This is a genomic window from Pantoea sp. Cr_R13, assembly GCF_029222565.1.
Classification (GTDB): Bacteria; Pseudomonadota; Gammaproteobacteria; order Enterobacterales; family Enterobacteriaceae; genus Pantoea; species Pantoea eucalypti.
On the sequence record NZ_JARHXL010000009.1, the window covers coordinates 26707 to 44661 of the forward strand.

Below are 17955 nucleotides of genomic sequence, written 5' to 3' on the forward strand. Positions count from 1 at the left end.
GAATCATCATGACAATTAACATTGGTGTTATCGGCACCGGCGCAATTGGCCGCGAACATATCCGTCGTTGCAGCACAGTGTTACAGAATGCGCGCGTGGTGGCGCTCAACGACATCAACCGCGACAACTGCCAGCAGATTGTGAATGAGCTGACGCCGGAAGCACGCATTTATGACAATGCGCTGGATCTCATTAACGATCCGCTGGTGAATGCGGTGCTGGTCACCTCCTGGGGGCCGACACATGAAGCCTTTGTGCTGGCCTGTATCGAAGCGGGCAAAGCGGTGTTCTGCGAAAAACCGCTGGCGGTCACCGCTCAGGGCTGTATGAATATTGTTGAAGCGGAGATTCAGGCGGGACGGCAGCTGGTGCAGGTCGGCTTTATGCGCCCTTATGATAGCGGCTACCGTGCGCTGAAAGCGGTGATCGACAGCGGCGAAATTGGTGAACCGCTGATGCTGCATTGCGCACACCGCAATCCGGAAGTGGGTGACAGTTACACTACCGACATGGCAATCACCGATACGCTTATCCACGAACTCGATGTGCTGCGCTGGTTGCTGAATGATGACTATGCCAGCGTACAGGTGATCTTCCCACGCAAAACCCGCAAGGCGTCATCACATCTGCGCGATCCACAAATCGTGCTGCTGGAGACAGCCAAAGGCGCGCGTATTGATGTCGAAATCTTTGTGAACTGTGAATATGGCTACGACATTCAGTGTGAAGTTGTGGGTGAACGCGGCGTTGCCCGCCTGCCGGAGCCCGTTTCTGTGCAGACGCGCAGCGCGGCAAAACTCTCGACTACCATTTTGACCGACTGGAAAAAACGCTTTATCGATGCCTATGACGTGGAGCTACAGGCGTTTATCAACAACGTCATCAGCGGTGAGATGACGGGTCCCTCGGCGTGGGATGGTTACGCGGCGGCAGTCGCGGCCGATGCCTGTGTTGCGGCACAAACCTCTGGCGAGATTGTGCCGGTTAAGATGTCGGTTAAACCGGCGTTTTATCGCTGATAAAAACAACGCATGGTGGACTCCGCCGTGCGTTCATCTTTTCCCATAGTCAGCGGCGCGTCACGCGCGGGTAACCCCGCCGACAAACAGGCGTTGGCCGCGGGTTTATCATGGTGCAATGATCACAATAGCCACGCGGCGGTTTTGCGCACGCCCTTGCGCGCTGTTGTTGCTGGTAACCGGAGCACTCATCCCCAATCCACGCGTAACAATATTTCCACGGGGTATCGCCGCACCTTCCGCCCACTGTGCCGCTACGGCATTCGCTCTTTTCAACGAAAGGTGCTGGTTATAATCGGGTTTGCCATAATTGTCAGTGTGCCCATCGATGCGCACATGCTCAATACCGGTCGATGCCAGGTTTTTCGCCATCCCCTGAATATTACTTTTGCTTGAGGAAGTCAGTTCTGATTCGTTAACACCAAACAGGATTTTATCGGATAATCCCAACCCCCAGCCTTCACTATTCCGGGTAAATCCAGCACTTTTCATCGCGGCGATTTGTGCCTCACTAAAATGCTCTTTAGACTGACAACCCACCAAAGCCAGAGTCAGGAGCATCAGGGAAATATTCTTTTTCATATTCACGTCTCGTTCACGCCTTCATTAAACTTTATTTTTTCGCTTATTCTTATACATATTCATATCAGCACGTTCGAGGATCGATTCAACCGTATCACCCTGTTGTGACCAGGCATATCCGATGGTCATTGAGGTTTTTATCGGCATACCTTCTGCAATACTGATTTCTTCGCTGATCGCATCATGAATGTTCTGCATGAGTTGCTGCAATTGCTCATCACGGGTCCGGCTGCTCACCAGCATGGCAAATTCATCTCCGCCTAATCTGGCAACCAGATCCTGTTCAGAAGCCTGTGATAAAAGGCGCGTTCCTATCGCTTTCAATACCTCATCCCCGGCGGCATGTCCCCAGTTATCATTAATGCTCTTAAAACGATCGCCATCGAGAAATAACAGCGCAAAGCGCTTATGGGCAGATTGCAGAGCGAGGAGTTGGGTCAGCCGGGCGGAAAACGCAGTGCGATTGGCAAGGCCGGTCAGTGGGTCTTCCAGCGCTTTAGCGGCCAGCGAGCGATTATCACGCATAAGCGAAGCCTTCAGCGATTGCATTTCCTTAAGCAGTGAATTCAGATCGTCTGAAAAGAGCTGAAATTCTTTAATTGGGCCACCCTGAATTCGCAGCGAAAAATCACCAGAGTGAATCACATAGTGAATTGAGCTGGTAATGGTGCGTAGTGTTGCAACCATACCCCGATGCAGAAATTCACTCAGCAGAAGCGAGATAACCAGCACACAAAGCATGCCGCTGCTAAGAATCATAAATGAGTAACGTAAGAAGTTTAACGCGCCGGTCACCGTCCCTTCCAGCGTTAACGTCCCGACGACAGCATCAGCATGAATGATATTGACGTTAAGAGGTTTGATATAAATCCACTCGCGCAGTAAGCGTGAATACCAACCCGACTGTTCCTGTTGTGCATTCCACTGAACCAGAACAATTTGATCACGGGTAACCAGCTTCGCAGAAGCGAACATGCCTTCATTGCCAAGCCGTTCGATTTTATTACGTGCGTCGTAGCTGTCGGCAAAAACGGTAGCCGCAGTTAGCGTAGTACTTAGCGTCGAACCGATTAATTCGAGATTTCGTTTCTCATATTTTTTAATAAACAGCAGCGACGTTGATGAGAGCAATAACCAGCACAGCAGGAGTATCACTGCAGCGTTGATGGTGCTTATCTTCCGCAGTTTATTGCGGATGGACGATTTATCATGTCTTAATTTATCAAATTTCATCTTATTCGCCTCCCTCGCGGGAGAGCAAAAGCACATCAGGACTCACCCTGACACCGCTTCTGGCAAGGGAATCGAGGTTAACGGAAAAATGCGTATGATTAGGCTGAAAAATCATGCAAAACGCGGCACCCACCGTACACTCCGCATTATTCTCCGCGAGGCTAAGAACGGCCCTTCCCGTATAATGCTGTAGAGAGTCAACCTGCTGCTGGGGCGTCTGATCGCCGAAATAAACAGCATCGCATCGGTGCATACTTAAGTCGTTAACAGTAGCAAGATACACAACAGTAAATGTCGCGGTCGAAGACGCAGAATTTTCCGGTAAAGAGAGATGTCGCGCTGAAGATAAAACACATAATTCTGGTCGTTTCACACCCGGCCAATGGGTAAAACTGATAATACCACTGACAATGCGATTAGCTTTGCCATCCTGTATTTCGGCACAGGCAAAATGAGGAATGACGATGAGCAGAAGAAACGTCAGGGCGATTGTGCAGATGTGTCGAAGCAGAAGCAGTACAGCGACATCGTGATGGGTTTGATATTTATCTATCATACTGCGTTCCAGTAATACTACACACGGCAGGAAACCTGAATAAACGTCGAAATGTTAGCACAGCAACAGTTACAAATGTTAACAAACTTCAGTCACTATAATTTATATCGGCCCTGATATTTATCTCAGCTTACACGCTCATTTGCGATTTTATCATCAGATTAAGCAAACCATCAGAAAAAGCGCAGCGTGACCTGCACGATTAGGCTTTTCCTTTGCCTCGCCTTTTCATATCTGGCGTAAATACCGCGCATATAATCAGTCAAAATAGGGTTTTAAAATGTCTTCGGTCCAGTGCATAAAAGCCCTGACACGCCGCGACAGATTGCGGCGGTGTGCGACAACAAAGGATGCGCTAAGCGGCTCGGGACGCAAATCGGGAAGCACTTCAACCAGTTCACCACACGTTAACCAGGGCGCAAGCGTCGAATATCCGCCCTGTATTAAGCCCAGTCCAGCCAGCCCCGCATCATGATAAGCCGGTACGCTATTAACTCTCATCGCACCCGGTAACATCAGCGTTTTATAGCGATCACCGTCTGGATACACCCACCCATCGGGTTTCGAACCAAAACTCCGTTGATAATGAACCATCCTGTGACCCTGATTAAGAAGATCATCAAGGGTTTGCGGCACGCCGAAACGCGCCAGATAGGCCGGGCTGGCAGCATTGATCATGCGTAACGTTCCCAGGGGACGGGCAATGAGGGTTTCATCCATGATCGGTCCCAGGCGAATGACACAATCAAACCCTTCATGAACCAAATCGACACGACGGTCAGTGCTTGAGAGCTCAATCTCCAGTTCAGGGTGCGCTTCCAACAGCTGAGGCAGCGCCGGGATTACCACGCTTTGTGCCAGCACGGCTGGCATATCAACGCGTATCCTGCCTCGCAATGTTATCCCCTCATGAGAAAACATTGACTGCAATTCCTCCACTTCCGATAGCAGGTCACGTGCGCGTGTATAAAAAGCCCGCCCATCCTCCGTTAACTGCACGGTACGCGTGGTCCGGTGCAAAAGCGTGGCACCCATCTCCTTTTCAAGTTCCCGGACCACCATTGATGCGCGCCCTTTTTGAATACCCAGACTTTCGGCTGCCTGCGTAAAACTCTTCATTTCAGCCAGACGCGCAAAAATAGTCAGCGCCTCAAGATTTTTCATTGTTCCCCTTCGGAGTAACAGTGCGTTCTTTGCAGCATAATTTATGGCTCGATCAATAGCTAATAGACTGTTTTCACACCGAGGAAAGCAGGTACGACTGCTTAAGCCGGAGGGTTACGACGCAAGGGCTTAGCTGTAAAGCGTCTGATCTCACACCCGGCAAGAGAATTAAACGTCAACACATTCATTCCCGACTGAATTTATGGCAATCGCACTGTTATTTAGCTGAATCCCACCCCATGAAGGAGAAAGAGAAATGAACAAAGGTTATTTAATCGCTCACGTCACCGTGTCAGACCCTATCGCTTACGCGCAATATGCCAGCGCGGCCGGTGAAGCAATGCAGGCATTTAATCCGAAGATCGTTGCCTGGTCAGGTCAGTATGAAAATCTGGAGGGTGAGGCTCATGAACGGCATGTGGTTTTTGAGTTTAGCTCTTTTGCCGAAGCCAAACGGTTTTATGACAGCCCTGCTTATCAGGCTGCCCGATCACTGCGTGAAGGAATTGCGCAGGGAACGTTTGTATTGGTTGAGGGGGCGCACCATTGAAATCGTGACACTGTCACGCCGAAGGGTGCAATACTCCACTTGTAAGGCACTCAACAGTGCGCAGACGGCGGCCGGAAATTGCCAGAGATGCCAACGTACAATGGTTCGCGCGGCCTGCGCCATCGACAGTGAGTCGTGTTAACAGATGATAATACGATTGGGGATGCCGGTGTGATTGTGGCAGCACACTCCCGCTCTGCTTTACTCTTCCAGAACTCTTACAGACCTTGTCAGACGCCTTTAACCGGCGTCTGATTCCTGTGCCCGGCTTTACATCAGAACAGCCTTCTGCCTGGGCAATTTTCATCAATCAATGAATAATCGCCCCCTATTCTCAGACATAGCCCATCATTTTTAACAGCGCCTGCACCTGATTCATTGCCTCGCTGCGATGGGTTACGCCCAGCTTCTGATAGAGATTACGGATATGCGTTTTGATGGTGGTGGATGCCACCGCCAGTTCCCCGGCAATTTGATCGTTGCTGTATCCTGAATAGATCAGGCCCAACACCTGCCACTCACGCTGCGTCAGTGGACTGGTGCGGATCAGTTCCGGCACGTCAGGATGGTTGAGCAACCGGCTGACAAAACCTTCATCGAAATGGGCGAACTTATGTCGATGATATTTATTAATTTCAAGCAGGATACGGCGGGCGCGGTGACTGTCCAGCTCATTCAGGGTATTTAGCTGAATCAGCTGCCGCAGTTGTTGCGCCATCATCTCGCCTTCAATGACAAAATGACTGATAAATCCGGTGCTGCGTGCCAGTTTCAGCGCCTCAATCAGCACACGCTGCGCCTCCGCTTTGCGGTCAGTCTGCCAGTAGATCTGATTCAGCAGCAGCAGATTACGGTTTAAATCGCTCATCAGGCGCAGGGCACGGGCGTTCTCATTCAGTTCCTCCAGCACCACTTCTGCCTGGCTGACATCACCCAGCAGGATCTGTGCACGGGCAATGTTACGCCACTGTCCCTGCAGGAAATGGTTGTTAGCGAAAGCGGGTTTGGGTGTCTGCCGCATCCAGTCGCGTGCGTTCTGGCTGTCGCCGGTCATCTGCCAGTAGATCACCCGAACCTTATCGGCATTGGCGATCCAGTCACTGTGCCAGTTACCGTTGTTCAGCAGGTTTTCCAGCCGGTTCAGGTAGCTGCGGGCGTTATCAATGTTGCCGCGCGCCAGTGAGCACTGCACCAGCAGTCCCAGACACTGAATCTGCTGTTGCGGTTGGTAACCGTTCAGTACGTTGATCCCTTCGCGCGCCGCCTGCTCTGCCTCTTCCAGCCGGCCCCAGGCCCATAACAGCTGAGCGCGAATGCGCAGCAGAAACTCATGCAGCGGGAACTGCGACAGATGCTGCTCTTCCACCAGCACAAAGGCGCGGCTCTGGATCTCATAGGCGGCCTGCAAAAAGCCCTGAGCAAACAGAATCTCGCTCTGCTGAATCATGCTCCAGAGCGCGTAGTGCCACACCTCATCGCGACGCGCCATCTGTTCGGTCTGACGCATCAGCTTGAGTGAATCATCTAACTCACCTTTGCAGTGCATCACTTCGCCATGTACGGAGGTCGCCACAATGCGGCTGTAGTGACGGCTGGCTGGCAGGGTGTCGAGCGCCACTTTCGCCAGCCGCTCCGCTTCGTCGGTATTGCCATCGTTGATCGCCACCTGGGCTCGCAACGCATTAAATTCACCGCGCAGAGCAGCATCAATCTCGCAGCGGCTGGCCTGCTCAAAACGTGCCAGCAGACTATCGACTTCAGAAAAGCGATGCTGGGTCTGCATCAGCCACGCCTGCAGCAGCACCAGCATAGGATTCTCCAGCATCATCTCCCACGGCAGCGCTTTAAGGGAGTTCTCCAGTAACGGCAGTTCGCTTTGATTAAACAGCGTCCAGGCGTGCTTCTGCAGCACATCCCGCAGCATGCTCGCGTCACCGGAGGCGAGCGAGTGGTGAATCGCCTCGCCAGGAAACCCCTGCGCCATCCAGCTTTCAGCCGCAGCCCGATGCAGCGCAGGCAGCTCTGCGGCCAGTTCCCACTGACAGCGCTGACGCAGAAAGTTGCCAAACAGCGGATGGTAGCTGAACCAGCAGCCGGAATCGTCCATGCGCTGCAGAAATAACCCCTGACGCTCAATCTCCTCCAGCCGCATCTGGCCGTTATCTTCGTGGGTTACGCAGGCTATCAGCTCATCGTTCATTGAACGCAGCAGCGCAGTTTTGAGTAAGAAATGGCGGGTGGAGAGATCAACGTTATCCAGTACCTCTTCCACCAGGTAGTCAGAGAGATGGCTGGCATTAATACCTGAAAGCCGCCGGGCTGAATGCTGCGCAGAGCTGGCACCCTGTCGTGCCGACAGCACGATCAGTTGCAGTGCCGTCGCCCAGCCTGCGACATCATCACAAAGGCGGCTGCTCTCTTCGCTTTCCAGCGGCGCCGCCAGACGGCAGTCAAAGAACTGGCGCGCTTCCTGATGTGTAAATGCGAGCTGCTGGCTGCCCAGTTCAATCAGTTGCTCACGCACCCGCAGGTTAGCGATACCCAGCTGCGGCAGGTTACGCGACATCAGAATCAGCGTCAGATTCTCCGGCTGATGACGCAGGAAAAAGCGCATCGCGTCATGAATGACCGGATTGGTGATGAGATGGTAATCATCAACAATCAGCCACAACGGCTGCTGCCACTCCACCAGTTCGATAAAAAGCTGAGAAAACAGCGCATTGAGATTCACATATTGCCGCTTCTGCGCCAGCAGCTCAGTGCGTGGACAGCCGCCATGTGTGGCCTGTTGCAGTGCAGCTATCAGGTAATCGACAAAGCGTTCCGCCTGATTGTCGCCCTCGTCCAGAGATACCCAGCCCAGATCGCGCTTTCCCGCCGCCCACTGAGATACCAGTGTGGTTTTGCCATAACCTGCCGGACTGGTGACCAGTACCAGCCGATAGTTACCGGCAGCGGTGAGCTTTTGCAGCAATCTTTCACGGATGACGGTGCCTTCAAGACGGACCGGGCGGCTGAGTTTGGCGGGTATTAACATGGGCGCGCGTTTCTCCATTCGTCGAGCGCATCATTATTTTACGCTTCGTAATTATTCCTTACACAGGTTCAGCATTTCGTCTGATGAATGCAAGCAAACCCATTAACTAAACTTTACAAAAGCGTGCGCAATCACACTCCTGCGTCGATTTAGGAATAGCCTCATTCTCTCCACCCTCCCTATCCTCCTGCCCTAATCCTTTTCGGGAGGATGAGTGATGATTTCCGCCCGGGCACACTGTGACCACATTGACCCACTTTCTTTTTTTCAGGACATCAATCATGACACAGCCCGATTTTAATCCGACTCAGTTTACTGCTGCCCTGACCCGTCAGTGGCAGCGTTTTGGCCTGCACGACGCGCAGGAGATGAACGCGTCGCAGTGGTGGCAGGCCCTCAGCGGTGCACTGGCCGATATGCTGGCGGCGCAGCCAGCTCGCCCGGCTACAACTGAACTGCGCCATGTTAACTATCTGTCGATGGAGTTTTTGATGGGTCGCCTGACCGGCAACAATCTGCTGAATCTGGCCTGGTATGACGCGGTGAATGATGCGCTGGCCGCCTGGAATGTCTCACTCACTGACGTGCTGGAAAACGAAACCGATCCTGCGCTGGGCAATGGCGGTCTGGGTCGCCTGGCGGCCTGTTTTCTGGATTCCATGGCAAATGTGGGTCAGCCTGCAACGGGCTATGGTCTGAACTATCAATATGGTCTTTTCCGCCAGCGTTTCGAACAGGGCGCGCAGATTGAAGGGCCGGATGACTGGCAGCGCGATCGCTATCCGTGGTTTAACCATAACGCTGCGCTGAACGTGCGCGTCGGTTTGGGCGGTAAAGTGATCAGTGTCGAAGGTGAGCCGCAGTGGCAACCGGCAGTTGAACTGGTCGGGGAAGCCTGGGATCTTCCGGTAGTAGGTTATGAGAATGGCATCAGCCAGCCACTGCGTTTATGGCAGGCGAAACATGCTCAGCCGTTCAACCTCAGCCGCTTTAACGACGGCGATTTTTTGCGTGCGGAGCAACAGGGCATTGATGCAGAAAAACTCACCAAAGTGCTCTACCCCAATGACAATCATCAGAACGGTAAAAAACTGCGTCTGATGCAGCAATATTTCCAGTGCGCCTGTGCGCTGGCTGACATTCTGCGTCGTCACCATCTGGCCGGACGCAACATCGAAACCCTGGCTGACCATGAAGTGATCCAGCTTAACGACACCCATCCGACGCTGGCGATCCCGGAGCTGATGCGTCTGCTGCTGGATGAGCATCAGCTTAGCTGGGATCGCGCCTGGCAAATCACCCAGCACACCTTTGCCTACACCAACCATACGTTGATGCCGGAAGCGCTGGAATGCTGGGATGTGCGACTGGTGCGCAGCCTGCTACCGCGCCATATGATGATCATTAATACCCTGAACGCGCAGCTGAAAACGGCAGTCACCGCACGCTGGCCGGATGATGACGCAAAATGGGCAAAACTGGCACTGGTGCACAATAACCAGCTCCGCATGGCCAACCTTTGCGTCACCAGCGGCTTCGCGGTCAATGGTGTGGCGGCACTGCACTCAAAACTGGTAGTGCAGGATCTCTTCCCGGAATATCACCAGATGTGGCCGGAAAAATTCCATAACGTGACCAATGGCATTACACCGCGCCGCTGGATTAATCAGTGCAACCCGGCGCTGAGTGCGTTGATTAGCCGAACGCTGCAAAAGTCCTGGTTGAACGATCTTGATGCCCTGCAGGGACTGGAAGCTTTTGCTGATGACGCCACGTTCCGCGCGGAATATCGCGCCATCAAACAGCAAAATAAGCAGGCACTGGTCGGGTGGATCAAAAACCGGACGGGTATTGAGATCAACCCCACCGCGCTGTTTGACGTGCAGATTAAGCGCCTGCATGAGTACAAACGTCAGCATCTGAGCCTGCTGCACATTATTGCGCTGTGGCAGACGCTGGTCACCGATCCCCAGGCAAACCGCGCACCGCGCGTGGTGCTGTTTGGTGCTAAAGCCGCACCGGGTTATGCGCTGGCTAAAAACATCATCTACGCCATCAACAAAGTGGCCGAGGTGATCAATCAGGATCCGCGCATCGGCGATCGCCTGAAAGTGGTATTCATTCCCGACTACAACGTCTCCGTCGCTGAGCGACTGATTCCGGCTGCTGATCTTTCAGAGCAAATTTCAACCGCCGGCAAAGAGGCTTCCGGCACCGGTAACATGAAGCTGGCGCTTAATGGCGCGTTAACCATTGGCACGCTGGATGGGGCCAACGTCGAGATCGCTGAGCAGGTCGGCAGCGAAAATATCTTTATCTTCGGGCATACCGTAGAAGAAGTCGTGGCGTTAAAAGCCAGTGGCTATGCTCCGGCGCAGTGGCGCAAAAAAGATCCGCAGCTCAATCAGGTGTTACAGGCGCTGGAAGATGGCACCTTCAGCCAGGGCGATCTCCACGCCTTTGACGCGATGCTGCACAGTTTGGGTCCGGAAGGCGGCGATCCGTATCTGGTGCTGGCTGACTTTCAGCCCTACCTGGATGCGCAGGCGCAGGTTGAACGGCTGTGGAGCGATCAGGAGGCCTGGACGCGTGCCACTATCCTCAATACCGCACGCTGTGGCATGTTCAGCTCTGATCGGGCGATCCGCGATTACCAGAAGCGCATCTGGCAAGCGAAACGCTAAGGAAAGCCATGAAAACAGAACCGGTTATGGATGATTTTTCTCTGGCAGGCATCGCTGCTGAGTATATCAATGCTCACGGCAAGCCACAGGCGATCCCGACCCTGACCCGCCAGCGTTTGCTGGCGGTGATGCAGCCTCCGCATACGCTGAGCACGCCGCTGCCACCCGTGGTGATTTTCCGCAGCGGCGATCTGCTGAGCCTGTCGCCACAGCTGAGTGAAGATGCACACTGGCATCTCACCCACGAGTCGGGTGAGATGAGCTCGGGTCGCTGCCAGCCCGCGCAGCCACTGCATCTGCCGCCGCTGCCCGAAGGCTATCATCAGCTGACGCTGCAACAGGGCACGCAGCAGTGGTCGTGCCGGGTGATTATCGCCCCGGCCCGCTGTTATGAACCGCCAGCACTGCTGGCAGGTGAATCCCTGTGGGGCGCCTGCGTGCAGCTTTACACTCTGCGCTCGGTGCAGAACTGGGGTATTGGTGACTTTGGCGATCTGCGCCGGATGCTAGCGGAAATCGCCGCACGTGGTGGCGCGTTTATCGGCCTCAACCCTATTCATGCACTGTTTCCCTCCAGCCCGGAGAGTGCCAGCCCTTACAGTCCTTCGTCCCGGCGCTGGCTCAATGTGCTTTACATTGATGTGGCCGCGGTCACTGACTTCCAGTTGAGCGTGGCCGCGCAAACCTGGTGGCAACTGCCCGAAACGCAGCAGACGCTGGCGCAGGCACGCGCAGCCGAGTGGGTCGATTATGCTGCGGTAACCCGGCTGAAAATTCAGGCGCTGAGCCTGGCGTGGCCGCAGTTTATCCAGCGTGATGCCGCTGATCCTGAGGTGCAGGCGTTTAATGCGTTTATCCAGGAAGGTGGCGAAAGCCTGCAGCATCAGGCGCTGTTTGATGCGCTGCATGCCGACCAGATGGCGCAGGATAGCGGGCGCTGGGGCTGGCCGGTCTGGCCGGAGGCGCTACAGCATCCTGGCAGCCCTGCGGTGCAGACCTTTTTAAAACAGCATGAGGATCAGGTGCGCTTCTGGCTGTGGCTGCAGTGGCTGGCCGCGCAGCAGTTTGAAAACTGCTGGAACAGCTGCCAGCAGCAGCAGATGCCCATCGGACTGTACCGCGATCTGGCGGTGGGCGTCGCGCAGGGTGGCGCAGAGACCTGGAGTGAGCGGGATCTTTACTGCATGGAGGCCAGCATCGGTGCACCGCCTGATATTCTCGGCCCACGCGGTCAGGATTGGGGGTTGCCGCCCATGGATCCGCAGGTGATGCGTCAGCGTGCCTGGGAGCCGTGGATTGCCCTGCTGCGCGCCAACATGCGCCACTGCGGCGCACTGCGTATTGATCATGTGATGGCGCTAATGCGGCTGTGGTGGATTCCCGCTGGCGAAGGCGCGAGGCACGGGGCGTATGTGCACTACCCGATTGACGATTTGCTGGCGATTCTGGCGCTGGAAAGCCAGCGTCATCAATGCATGGTGATTGGCGAAGATCTCGGCACCGTGCCGGAGGCGATTGTCGATAAGCTGCGGGATGGCGGGGTTTACTCCTACAAAGTGCTCTGGTTCGAACAGACCTCCGAAGCCGGTTTTCGCCCGCCCGCCAGCTGGCCACGGCAGGCAATGGCAGTTGCTACCACCCATGATCTCCCCACGCTGCGCGGCTGGTGGCAAAGTGACGATCTGACAACTGGCGCACAACTCGGTCTTTATCCGGACAAAGTGGTGCTGGCCGGACTGTATCAGGAACGAACGAGGGCAAAGCAGGCGCTGCTGAACAGTTTGCATCGCGTGGGCGCGCTGCCGAAACGTGCCGGACGTGATGCACGCCGTACCGGTATGAGCAAGGCATTAAACCGGGCGATGCAGCGCTATCTGGCCGACAGTCACAGCGCCCTGCTGGGACTGCAACCGGAAGACTGGCTGGATATGGCCGCGCCGGTCAATATTCCCGGCACCAGCGACGAATACCCAAACTGGCGACGCAAGCTGAGCGTGCCGCTGGAGGCGCTGTTCAGTAATTCGGAGACCCAAGGGTTGTTGCACGATTTGACGGCGCGACGGAAGCGGTCAGTGCGTGGTTGAAGATTAACGCGTGACTCAGACGCGTGTCTGACGCCGCCTGATTTACATAATTTTCAGTTATTACAGCGTGCGGGCCGCCAACGGCTCGCACGCTGCTATTTTACTCAGCGCCTTTAATCAGAGATGAATTACCCATGAGCAAGGCGTCTGAAAACACAAACAGGATCGTGGTCAGGATTTATGACACTTACGAGTTTGTATTATCCCAATCCTGAGATTGCTTTAACAGCAATGCCCAGTCGTCTGGTGGGTAGCCGTTATGCAACATTCCTGAAAATACCTTATAAGCGTCACGTTTACTGCCATAGGCACGTTTGGTCTCGGCGTCATTCATCCATGCAAGGATAATGGTTTTATGTTGTTCGCTGAATCTAAAGAACAAACGATACTGCATTAAAAACTTCGCACTGAACCAATGCTTATTTTGTTCTCCCAGCGTATCGCCCTGGCGAAACTTTGCATGATGTGGATCGGCGCAAATCTCACTATTGATAACTTTAAACACCGCGGCTAAAAGCTTAGTCGTCGCTTTTCGCTGGTAACTTTCAGGATATTTAGCCCTGAGTGACTCCACTTCATTGGTCAGCGCAATCAGCTGTGATTCAAAACAGGGATGAACATAAACGTGCCATCCATTCATAACCGTGCCATCTTCCATACCTGATTACTCATCGTCCATGAGTGGAGCATCCAAATCAACGTCCATACCTTCGGTCAACGAAGTAATGCGAGTTAATAATCCTCGATCCAGCGTTTTGATATTTGAAGGCGTGTTGCACATATCAGCAGCAAGAAAACTCAGAAAGCTCGCCATCACCGGATCATCATCAGTCACCGTTTCCTGACGGGTAATAAGGACTTTGCCGCCAGGCAGAACAGCGTATTCGATATTCTCACCAGGTTGCAGATTCATCGCATCACGAACTGCGGCAGGGATAGTGGTCTGGCTGCGGGCTGTCAGTTTTGATGTAGCGCGCAGAGAGATGCTGGTATGAGTCAGCGTTCCCATTTCAGATTCTCATCAGGAAAAACAAGATAACGCAACAGTAATGCAAGTGCATTGGCAATGCAAATGCATTGATCGCGACAACCACGACTGTTTTGTTACTCAGTCACCATTAAAAGTTTCTGATTACTCTTTTCCGTATCGCCTGAAAAGTGACACCCTGTTTTACTTCCTGCCAGATATCACACTCTTCGCGGCTGATATGCACAGGAGCAGAAATACTCCGACGGGTGATAACCCCAGGTTCACCCGCCATCACGATACCCATGATTTCAGAAAGATATTTCGGGTCTGAGTTGCCATGTAACTTCGCCTGAAATGGCCAGAAAATTCATCCCTGAAACAGCTCAGGAAGCCTATATTCATCGAACGCTATTGCCCACAGCCTGACTTACGCAATGCGTAAAGCCACACAAAAAAAACTGCAATCAGGATCTCCACAACAAAAAAAGGTGCGCCGCAGCGCACCAGATGGGACAACATCAATAGCGTCGGGGCAGCTTCACCCCTTGCCTTTAACACTACTGATAAAGGTCTGCCGTGCAGAGGTGGAACCCAGCCGCTCGGCTTCATCCAGCAGTTTCAGCGCCTTGTCGATATTGCCGCTGTTCACCGCCTGGGTGATCTTCTGGTTAAAGTAACTCTCGGTGTCGCTCATGATCGGTTCCGCACGGGCTTTTGGCGCGGGCGCTGCAGCCGGTGCAGGCGCTGGTGCTGCGCTGTACGCTGCCGCAGGTGCAGTATTGCCGACGGTGACGGCACTCGCGCCGGATGAACCAAACAGCGGTCCGACAAGAATCGAGGAGCCGGAACTGGTCTGCATCTTCAGCTTGATCGTGCCTTCGCGGCTGTGGCTGGCGACCGGATCGGGAATATCCGGTACCGCATGGCCGGTGCCCTGGGCGTAGGCCTTGGCAGGATCGAGCAGCGTGGTGGTCTGGGTCAGATCGCTGTCGGTGGTAAACACCAGCAGGTAGATTTTTTGCTGACCCAGCGCCGGGGTCAATTTCATCACCCCTTCCAGCCGATCTGCCGCCATTACGCCCGGCTTCTGATAAGTGAAATAGCGGCTGGGGAACCAGGCCGCTGGGCGCAGGTTTTCGTCCAGCACCAGCACGTTCGGCGCGAAAACCCGACCGTTCGCCACTTCACTGCTTAGCGTCAGCGTCAGTTCGCCGATATTCGCCGGCAGACTGTAAGCCGCGACCGGCCCGGCAATGTGGGGCGCATTCAGCGTCTGTCCGCTATTAGCGAGTTTTGTAGTTTGCGTCTGAGAGGCCGCCAGCGGCTGCCAGCTCAGGCGTTGCAATGTTTCAGGTGCCACGACGGGTGCAGAAGAGAGATCCTGCGGCACCAGATTGACATCCGCCAGGGCGGGAAGCGTATGTCCTGTCAGTAACGCTGCAGTCAGGCAGAGTGCAGCCAGTTTTTTCATTTTCATTATGCGTACCTTATTGCAGGTCGCGGCATGAACCAGGCAATGGCACACCGCGACCAAAGAGATCCATCAGGCGCGAGTCCGCGCCCGTCAGAAAAGGCTCTGGCTTACCACCAGATTTCCATCTGCGCGCCGAAGGTCACTTCGTCGTCTTTGCCACGGCTATTGGTCAGGATGCCGTTTCCGGTGGAGTCCGCCGAGGCGAAGGAGGTGAGATCGCCGGAGTTATCTTTGCTGTAGCCCCACTTCTCATCCCATTTGGCGTAGGTTGCGAACAGACGCAGCGCCGGACGTGACCAGATACTGTCACCCGCCTGCCACTGCTGTGCCAGCGTCACTTTGTACTGGCCGTTGCGCTCGTTAGCCTGCTGCGATTTGACGTTGTCGTAGCCCAGTTCCAGCAGGGTGCTCATGATTGGCGTCCATTTGTACATCGGGCGCACACCCACGGTGTACCAATCGGTGCCACGGTTGTTGTCCAGATCGATGTTCTGATACATGGCGACGTACATCAGGTCCCAGCGTTCTGCCAGCGAAATGGCACCGTGGTCAAGCACGCGGTACATCTTGCCGTTGTTATTGATATTGGTACCCTGCGGTACGCCTTTGCCCTGCGAAGTCATCGCGTCGGTGGCGTATTGCAGCACAAATTTGTTGTAGCCTTTCAGCATGCTCTGGGTATGTTCAGCGGTGAACATCCAGCCATCTTTCGACGCGCCATCTTCAATGCGGTAGCCGTCACGGGCATTGGCACGACCATAATCGACACCCAGTTCCAGCACGCCGTTCGGGTTGGTTTCCAGTCCGGCCAGACGCACATCAAACACGTCGTTGGCGGTGCTGGTCGCGAAGTCACGGATACGGTCGCTGGAGAACGTGTACGAGCCGCCCGCTTCAGACGAACGGGTTGCGGCGAAAGAGAGTTTACCGAAGCCGAGATCCACATCTTCCAGACCGGCTCCCGGACCCGAGATATCCCAGTAGTAGAAGTCGATCATGTGGACGTCATGACGCTGATAGAAACGCTTACCGGCCCAGATGGTCGATCCTGGCAGCGAATCAATCAGGTTTTTACCTTTGACGTTAGCTTCACGGAAAGCGGGTGAGGTCGCTTCCCAGTCATTTTGCTGTGCTACGGAGTAAGCCACGTTGGTGTCGAAATAGAAGCTCTTGTCGCCCTCTTTCCACACTTCCTGGCCTAATTTCAGTTCGGCATAGGTTTCACATTCGTTGCCCAGACGGTACTTACTTTGGGCGCCAGTGGCCTGGAAACATTGCTGTTCGCCACCGCTACCTGTCCAGCCAATGCCGGAACGGGCGTAACCGGTAAAATCAACCGCCATCGTCGGGGCGGAGAGGGTGCCCACCGCGACGGCAACGGCAATGGGAAGTTTGCGCAGAGTTAACATTTTCTATCTCCTGAGGTCATTGCTTTTATTGTTTTTGGCAGGGCTATACACCCGGCTCCTGATAAAGCCTGCGGCACGCGCTCCCGTCCTCACGGAACAGGTGACAACGCTCGGGCGGCAGGCCAATACCGAGGATGGCGCCCTCTTTCACCAGCACGACGTCCTCCTGGCGGTAGACCAGGTTTTGACGGATAGCGGGAATCTCGATGTGGATCTGTGTTTCATGCCCCAGCTGTTCCACCACCTGCACTTCCCCTTCCAGGGTAACGTCGGCGATATCGCTGGAGAGCAGATGTTCCGGGCGAATACCCAGTGACATATTGCTGCCAACCTGCACGCCAGCGCTGTCAACCGGCAGCCAGACCAGTTGCTGATTCGGCAGCCGTACCTGAACCTGATCGATGGCGGTGGCGGTCACTTTGACCGGCAGAAAATTCATTTTGGGTGAGCCGATAAACCCGGCGACAAAGCGGTTAGCGGGATAGTGGTAGAGCTCAAGCGGCTTGCCGACCTGCGCAATTCGCCCGGCATCCAGCACCACGATCTTGTCAGCCAGCGTCATCGCTTCGATCTGATCGTGGGTGACATAAATCATGGTGCGCTTCAGGCGCTTATGCAGACGGGAGATCTCAATGCGCATCTGGACGCGCAGCGCGGCGTCCAGGTTTGACAGCGGTTCATCCAGCAGGAAGACGCGGGGTTCGGCCACCAGCGTACGGCCAATTGCCACGCGCTGACGCTGCCCACCGGAAAGGGCCTTAGGGCGACGATCAAGCAGATGCGCCAGCTGAAGGATCTCTGCCACCTGATTGACGCGCTGATGGATCTCCGCTTTTTTCACTCCGGCCAGCTTCAGGCCAAAAGACATATTTTCCGCCACGGAGAGGTGTGGATAGAGCGCATAGGATTGAAACACCATGCCAATGCCGCGTTCAGCAGGTGGCACTTCATTCATTCGCTGGTCGCCGATTAACAGCTCGCCGCTGGTGATGGTTTCCAGACCGGCAATCATGCGCAGCAGTGTCGATTTTCCACAGCCTGATGGGCCGACGAATACAACAAATTCCCCTTCACGAATAGTGAGATCGATATCTTTCGACACCACAGTTTCGCCCCAGGCTTTCGTGACATTGCGTAACACAACGCTCGCCATGATCCCTTCCCTCTTAGCTGCATAATCGTGTCTGCTCAGC

General features: G+C 54.5%; 14 protein-coding genes. 4 read left to right on the top strand and 10 right to left on the bottom strand.

What is annotated here, in order from left to right:
- Positions 1 to 8 precede the first annotated feature (8 nt).
- Positions 9 to 1019, top strand: coding sequence for a Gfo/Idh/MocA family oxidoreductase (locus P2R09_RS04090; protein ID WP_003851488.1), 1011 nt, complete (start codon positions 9 to 11; stop codon positions 1017 to 1019).
- A 108-nt stretch (positions 1020 to 1127) separates the two neighbouring features.
- Here P2R09_RS04090 and P2R09_RS04095 read toward each other — a convergent pair whose 3' ends face one another.
- The 4 genes from P2R09_RS04095 to P2R09_RS04110 all read right to left on the bottom strand — a co-directional run bounded on the left by P2R09_RS04095 (position 1128) and on the right by P2R09_RS04110 (position 4554).
- Entirely contained in the window at positions 1128 to 1601 is a 474-nt protein-coding gene (locus P2R09_RS04095; protein ID WP_275767366.1) for an OmpA family protein, read from the bottom strand.
- A 24-nt stretch (positions 1602 to 1625) separates the two neighbouring features.
- Positions 1626 to 2834 (bottom strand): diguanylate cyclase, encoded by a 1209-nt coding sequence (locus tag P2R09_RS04100; RefSeq protein WP_275767368.1) that lies wholly within the window; start codon positions 2832 to 2834, stop codon positions 1626 to 1628.
- Position 2835: 1 nt separating this feature from the next.
- Positions 2836 to 3390 carry a YfiR family protein gene (locus P2R09_RS04105; protein WP_275767370.1) on the bottom strand — a complete coding sequence of 185 codons (555 nt, stop codon included), beginning with the start codon at positions 3388 to 3390 and terminating at the stop codon, positions 2836 to 2838.
- 258 nt (positions 3391 to 3648) lie between these two features.
- A complete protein-coding gene (locus tag P2R09_RS04110; protein ID WP_275767372.1) occupies positions 3649 to 4554 on the bottom strand; it encodes a LysR family transcriptional regulator in 906 nt (301 codons plus the stop codon).
- A 256-nt stretch (positions 4555 to 4810) separates the two neighbouring features.
- Here P2R09_RS04110 and P2R09_RS04115 point away from each other — a divergent pair, with 256 nt between their 5' ends.
- The gene (locus tag P2R09_RS04115; protein WP_275767374.1) at positions 4811 to 5104 is read left to right on the top strand and encodes a DUF1330 domain-containing protein; all 294 of its coding nucleotides are present in this window, start codon (positions 4811 to 4813) and stop codon (positions 5102 to 5104) included.
- Between the two features lie 334 nt (positions 5105 to 5438).
- On the opposite strand, the gene malT is transcribed toward P2R09_RS04115, so the two are convergent.
- On the bottom strand, positions 5439 to 8141 hold the full coding sequence (gene malT, locus P2R09_RS04120) for an HTH-type transcriptional regulator MalT (RefSeq protein ID WP_275767376.1): 2703 nt from the start codon (positions 8139 to 8141) through the stop codon (positions 5439 to 5441).
- A 281-nt stretch (positions 8142 to 8422) separates the two neighbouring features.
- Between malT and malP the strand changes: the two genes are divergently transcribed.
- Together malP and malQ are read left to right on the top strand one after the other, a co-directional pair.
- Complete coding sequence (malP, locus tag P2R09_RS04125) at positions 8423 to 10825, top strand: maltodextrin phosphorylase (RefSeq protein ID WP_275767378.1); 2403 nt, start codon at positions 8423 to 8425, stop codon at positions 10823 to 10825.
- Between the two features lie 8 nt (positions 10826 to 10833).
- Positions 10834 to 12909: a 4-alpha-glucanotransferase gene (malQ, locus tag P2R09_RS04130; RefSeq protein WP_275767380.1), complete on the top strand. Its 2076-nt coding sequence runs from the start codon at positions 10834 to 10836 to the stop codon at positions 12907 to 12909.
- 187 nt (positions 12910 to 13096) lie between these two features.
- Here the strand turns inward: malQ and P2R09_RS04135 are convergent, their stop codons facing one another.
- The 5 genes from P2R09_RS04135 to malK all read right to left on the bottom strand — a co-directional run bounded on the left by P2R09_RS04135 (position 13097) and on the right by malK (position 17915).
- The gene (locus tag P2R09_RS04135) at positions 13097 to 13567 is read right to left on the bottom strand and encodes a type II toxin-antitoxin system YhaV family toxin (RefSeq protein ID WP_039661390.1); all 471 of its coding nucleotides are present in this window, start codon (positions 13565 to 13567) and stop codon (positions 13097 to 13099) included.
- A gap of 6 nt (positions 13568 to 13573) precedes the next feature.
- Positions 13574 to 13918: a type II toxin-antitoxin system PrlF family antitoxin gene (locus P2R09_RS04140; protein WP_275767383.1), complete on the bottom strand. Its 345-nt coding sequence runs from the start codon at positions 13916 to 13918 to the stop codon at positions 13574 to 13576.
- Between the two features lie 499 nt (positions 13919 to 14417).
- Positions 14418 to 15356 (bottom strand): maltose operon protein MalM, encoded by a 939-nt coding sequence (malM, locus tag P2R09_RS04145; RefSeq protein ID WP_275767385.1) that lies wholly within the window; start codon positions 15354 to 15356, stop codon positions 14418 to 14420.
- A gap of 104 nt (positions 15357 to 15460) precedes the next feature.
- Entirely contained in the window at positions 15461 to 16762 is a 1302-nt protein-coding gene (locus P2R09_RS04150; RefSeq protein ID WP_275767387.1) for a maltoporin, read from the bottom strand.
- Between the two features lie 43 nt (positions 16763 to 16805).
- The gene (malK, locus tag P2R09_RS04155) at positions 16806 to 17915 is read right to left on the bottom strand and encodes a maltose/maltodextrin ABC transporter ATP-binding protein MalK (protein WP_003851511.1); all 1110 of its coding nucleotides are present in this window, start codon (positions 17913 to 17915) and stop codon (positions 16806 to 16808) included.
- Positions 17916 to 17955: the final 40 nt, after the last annotated feature.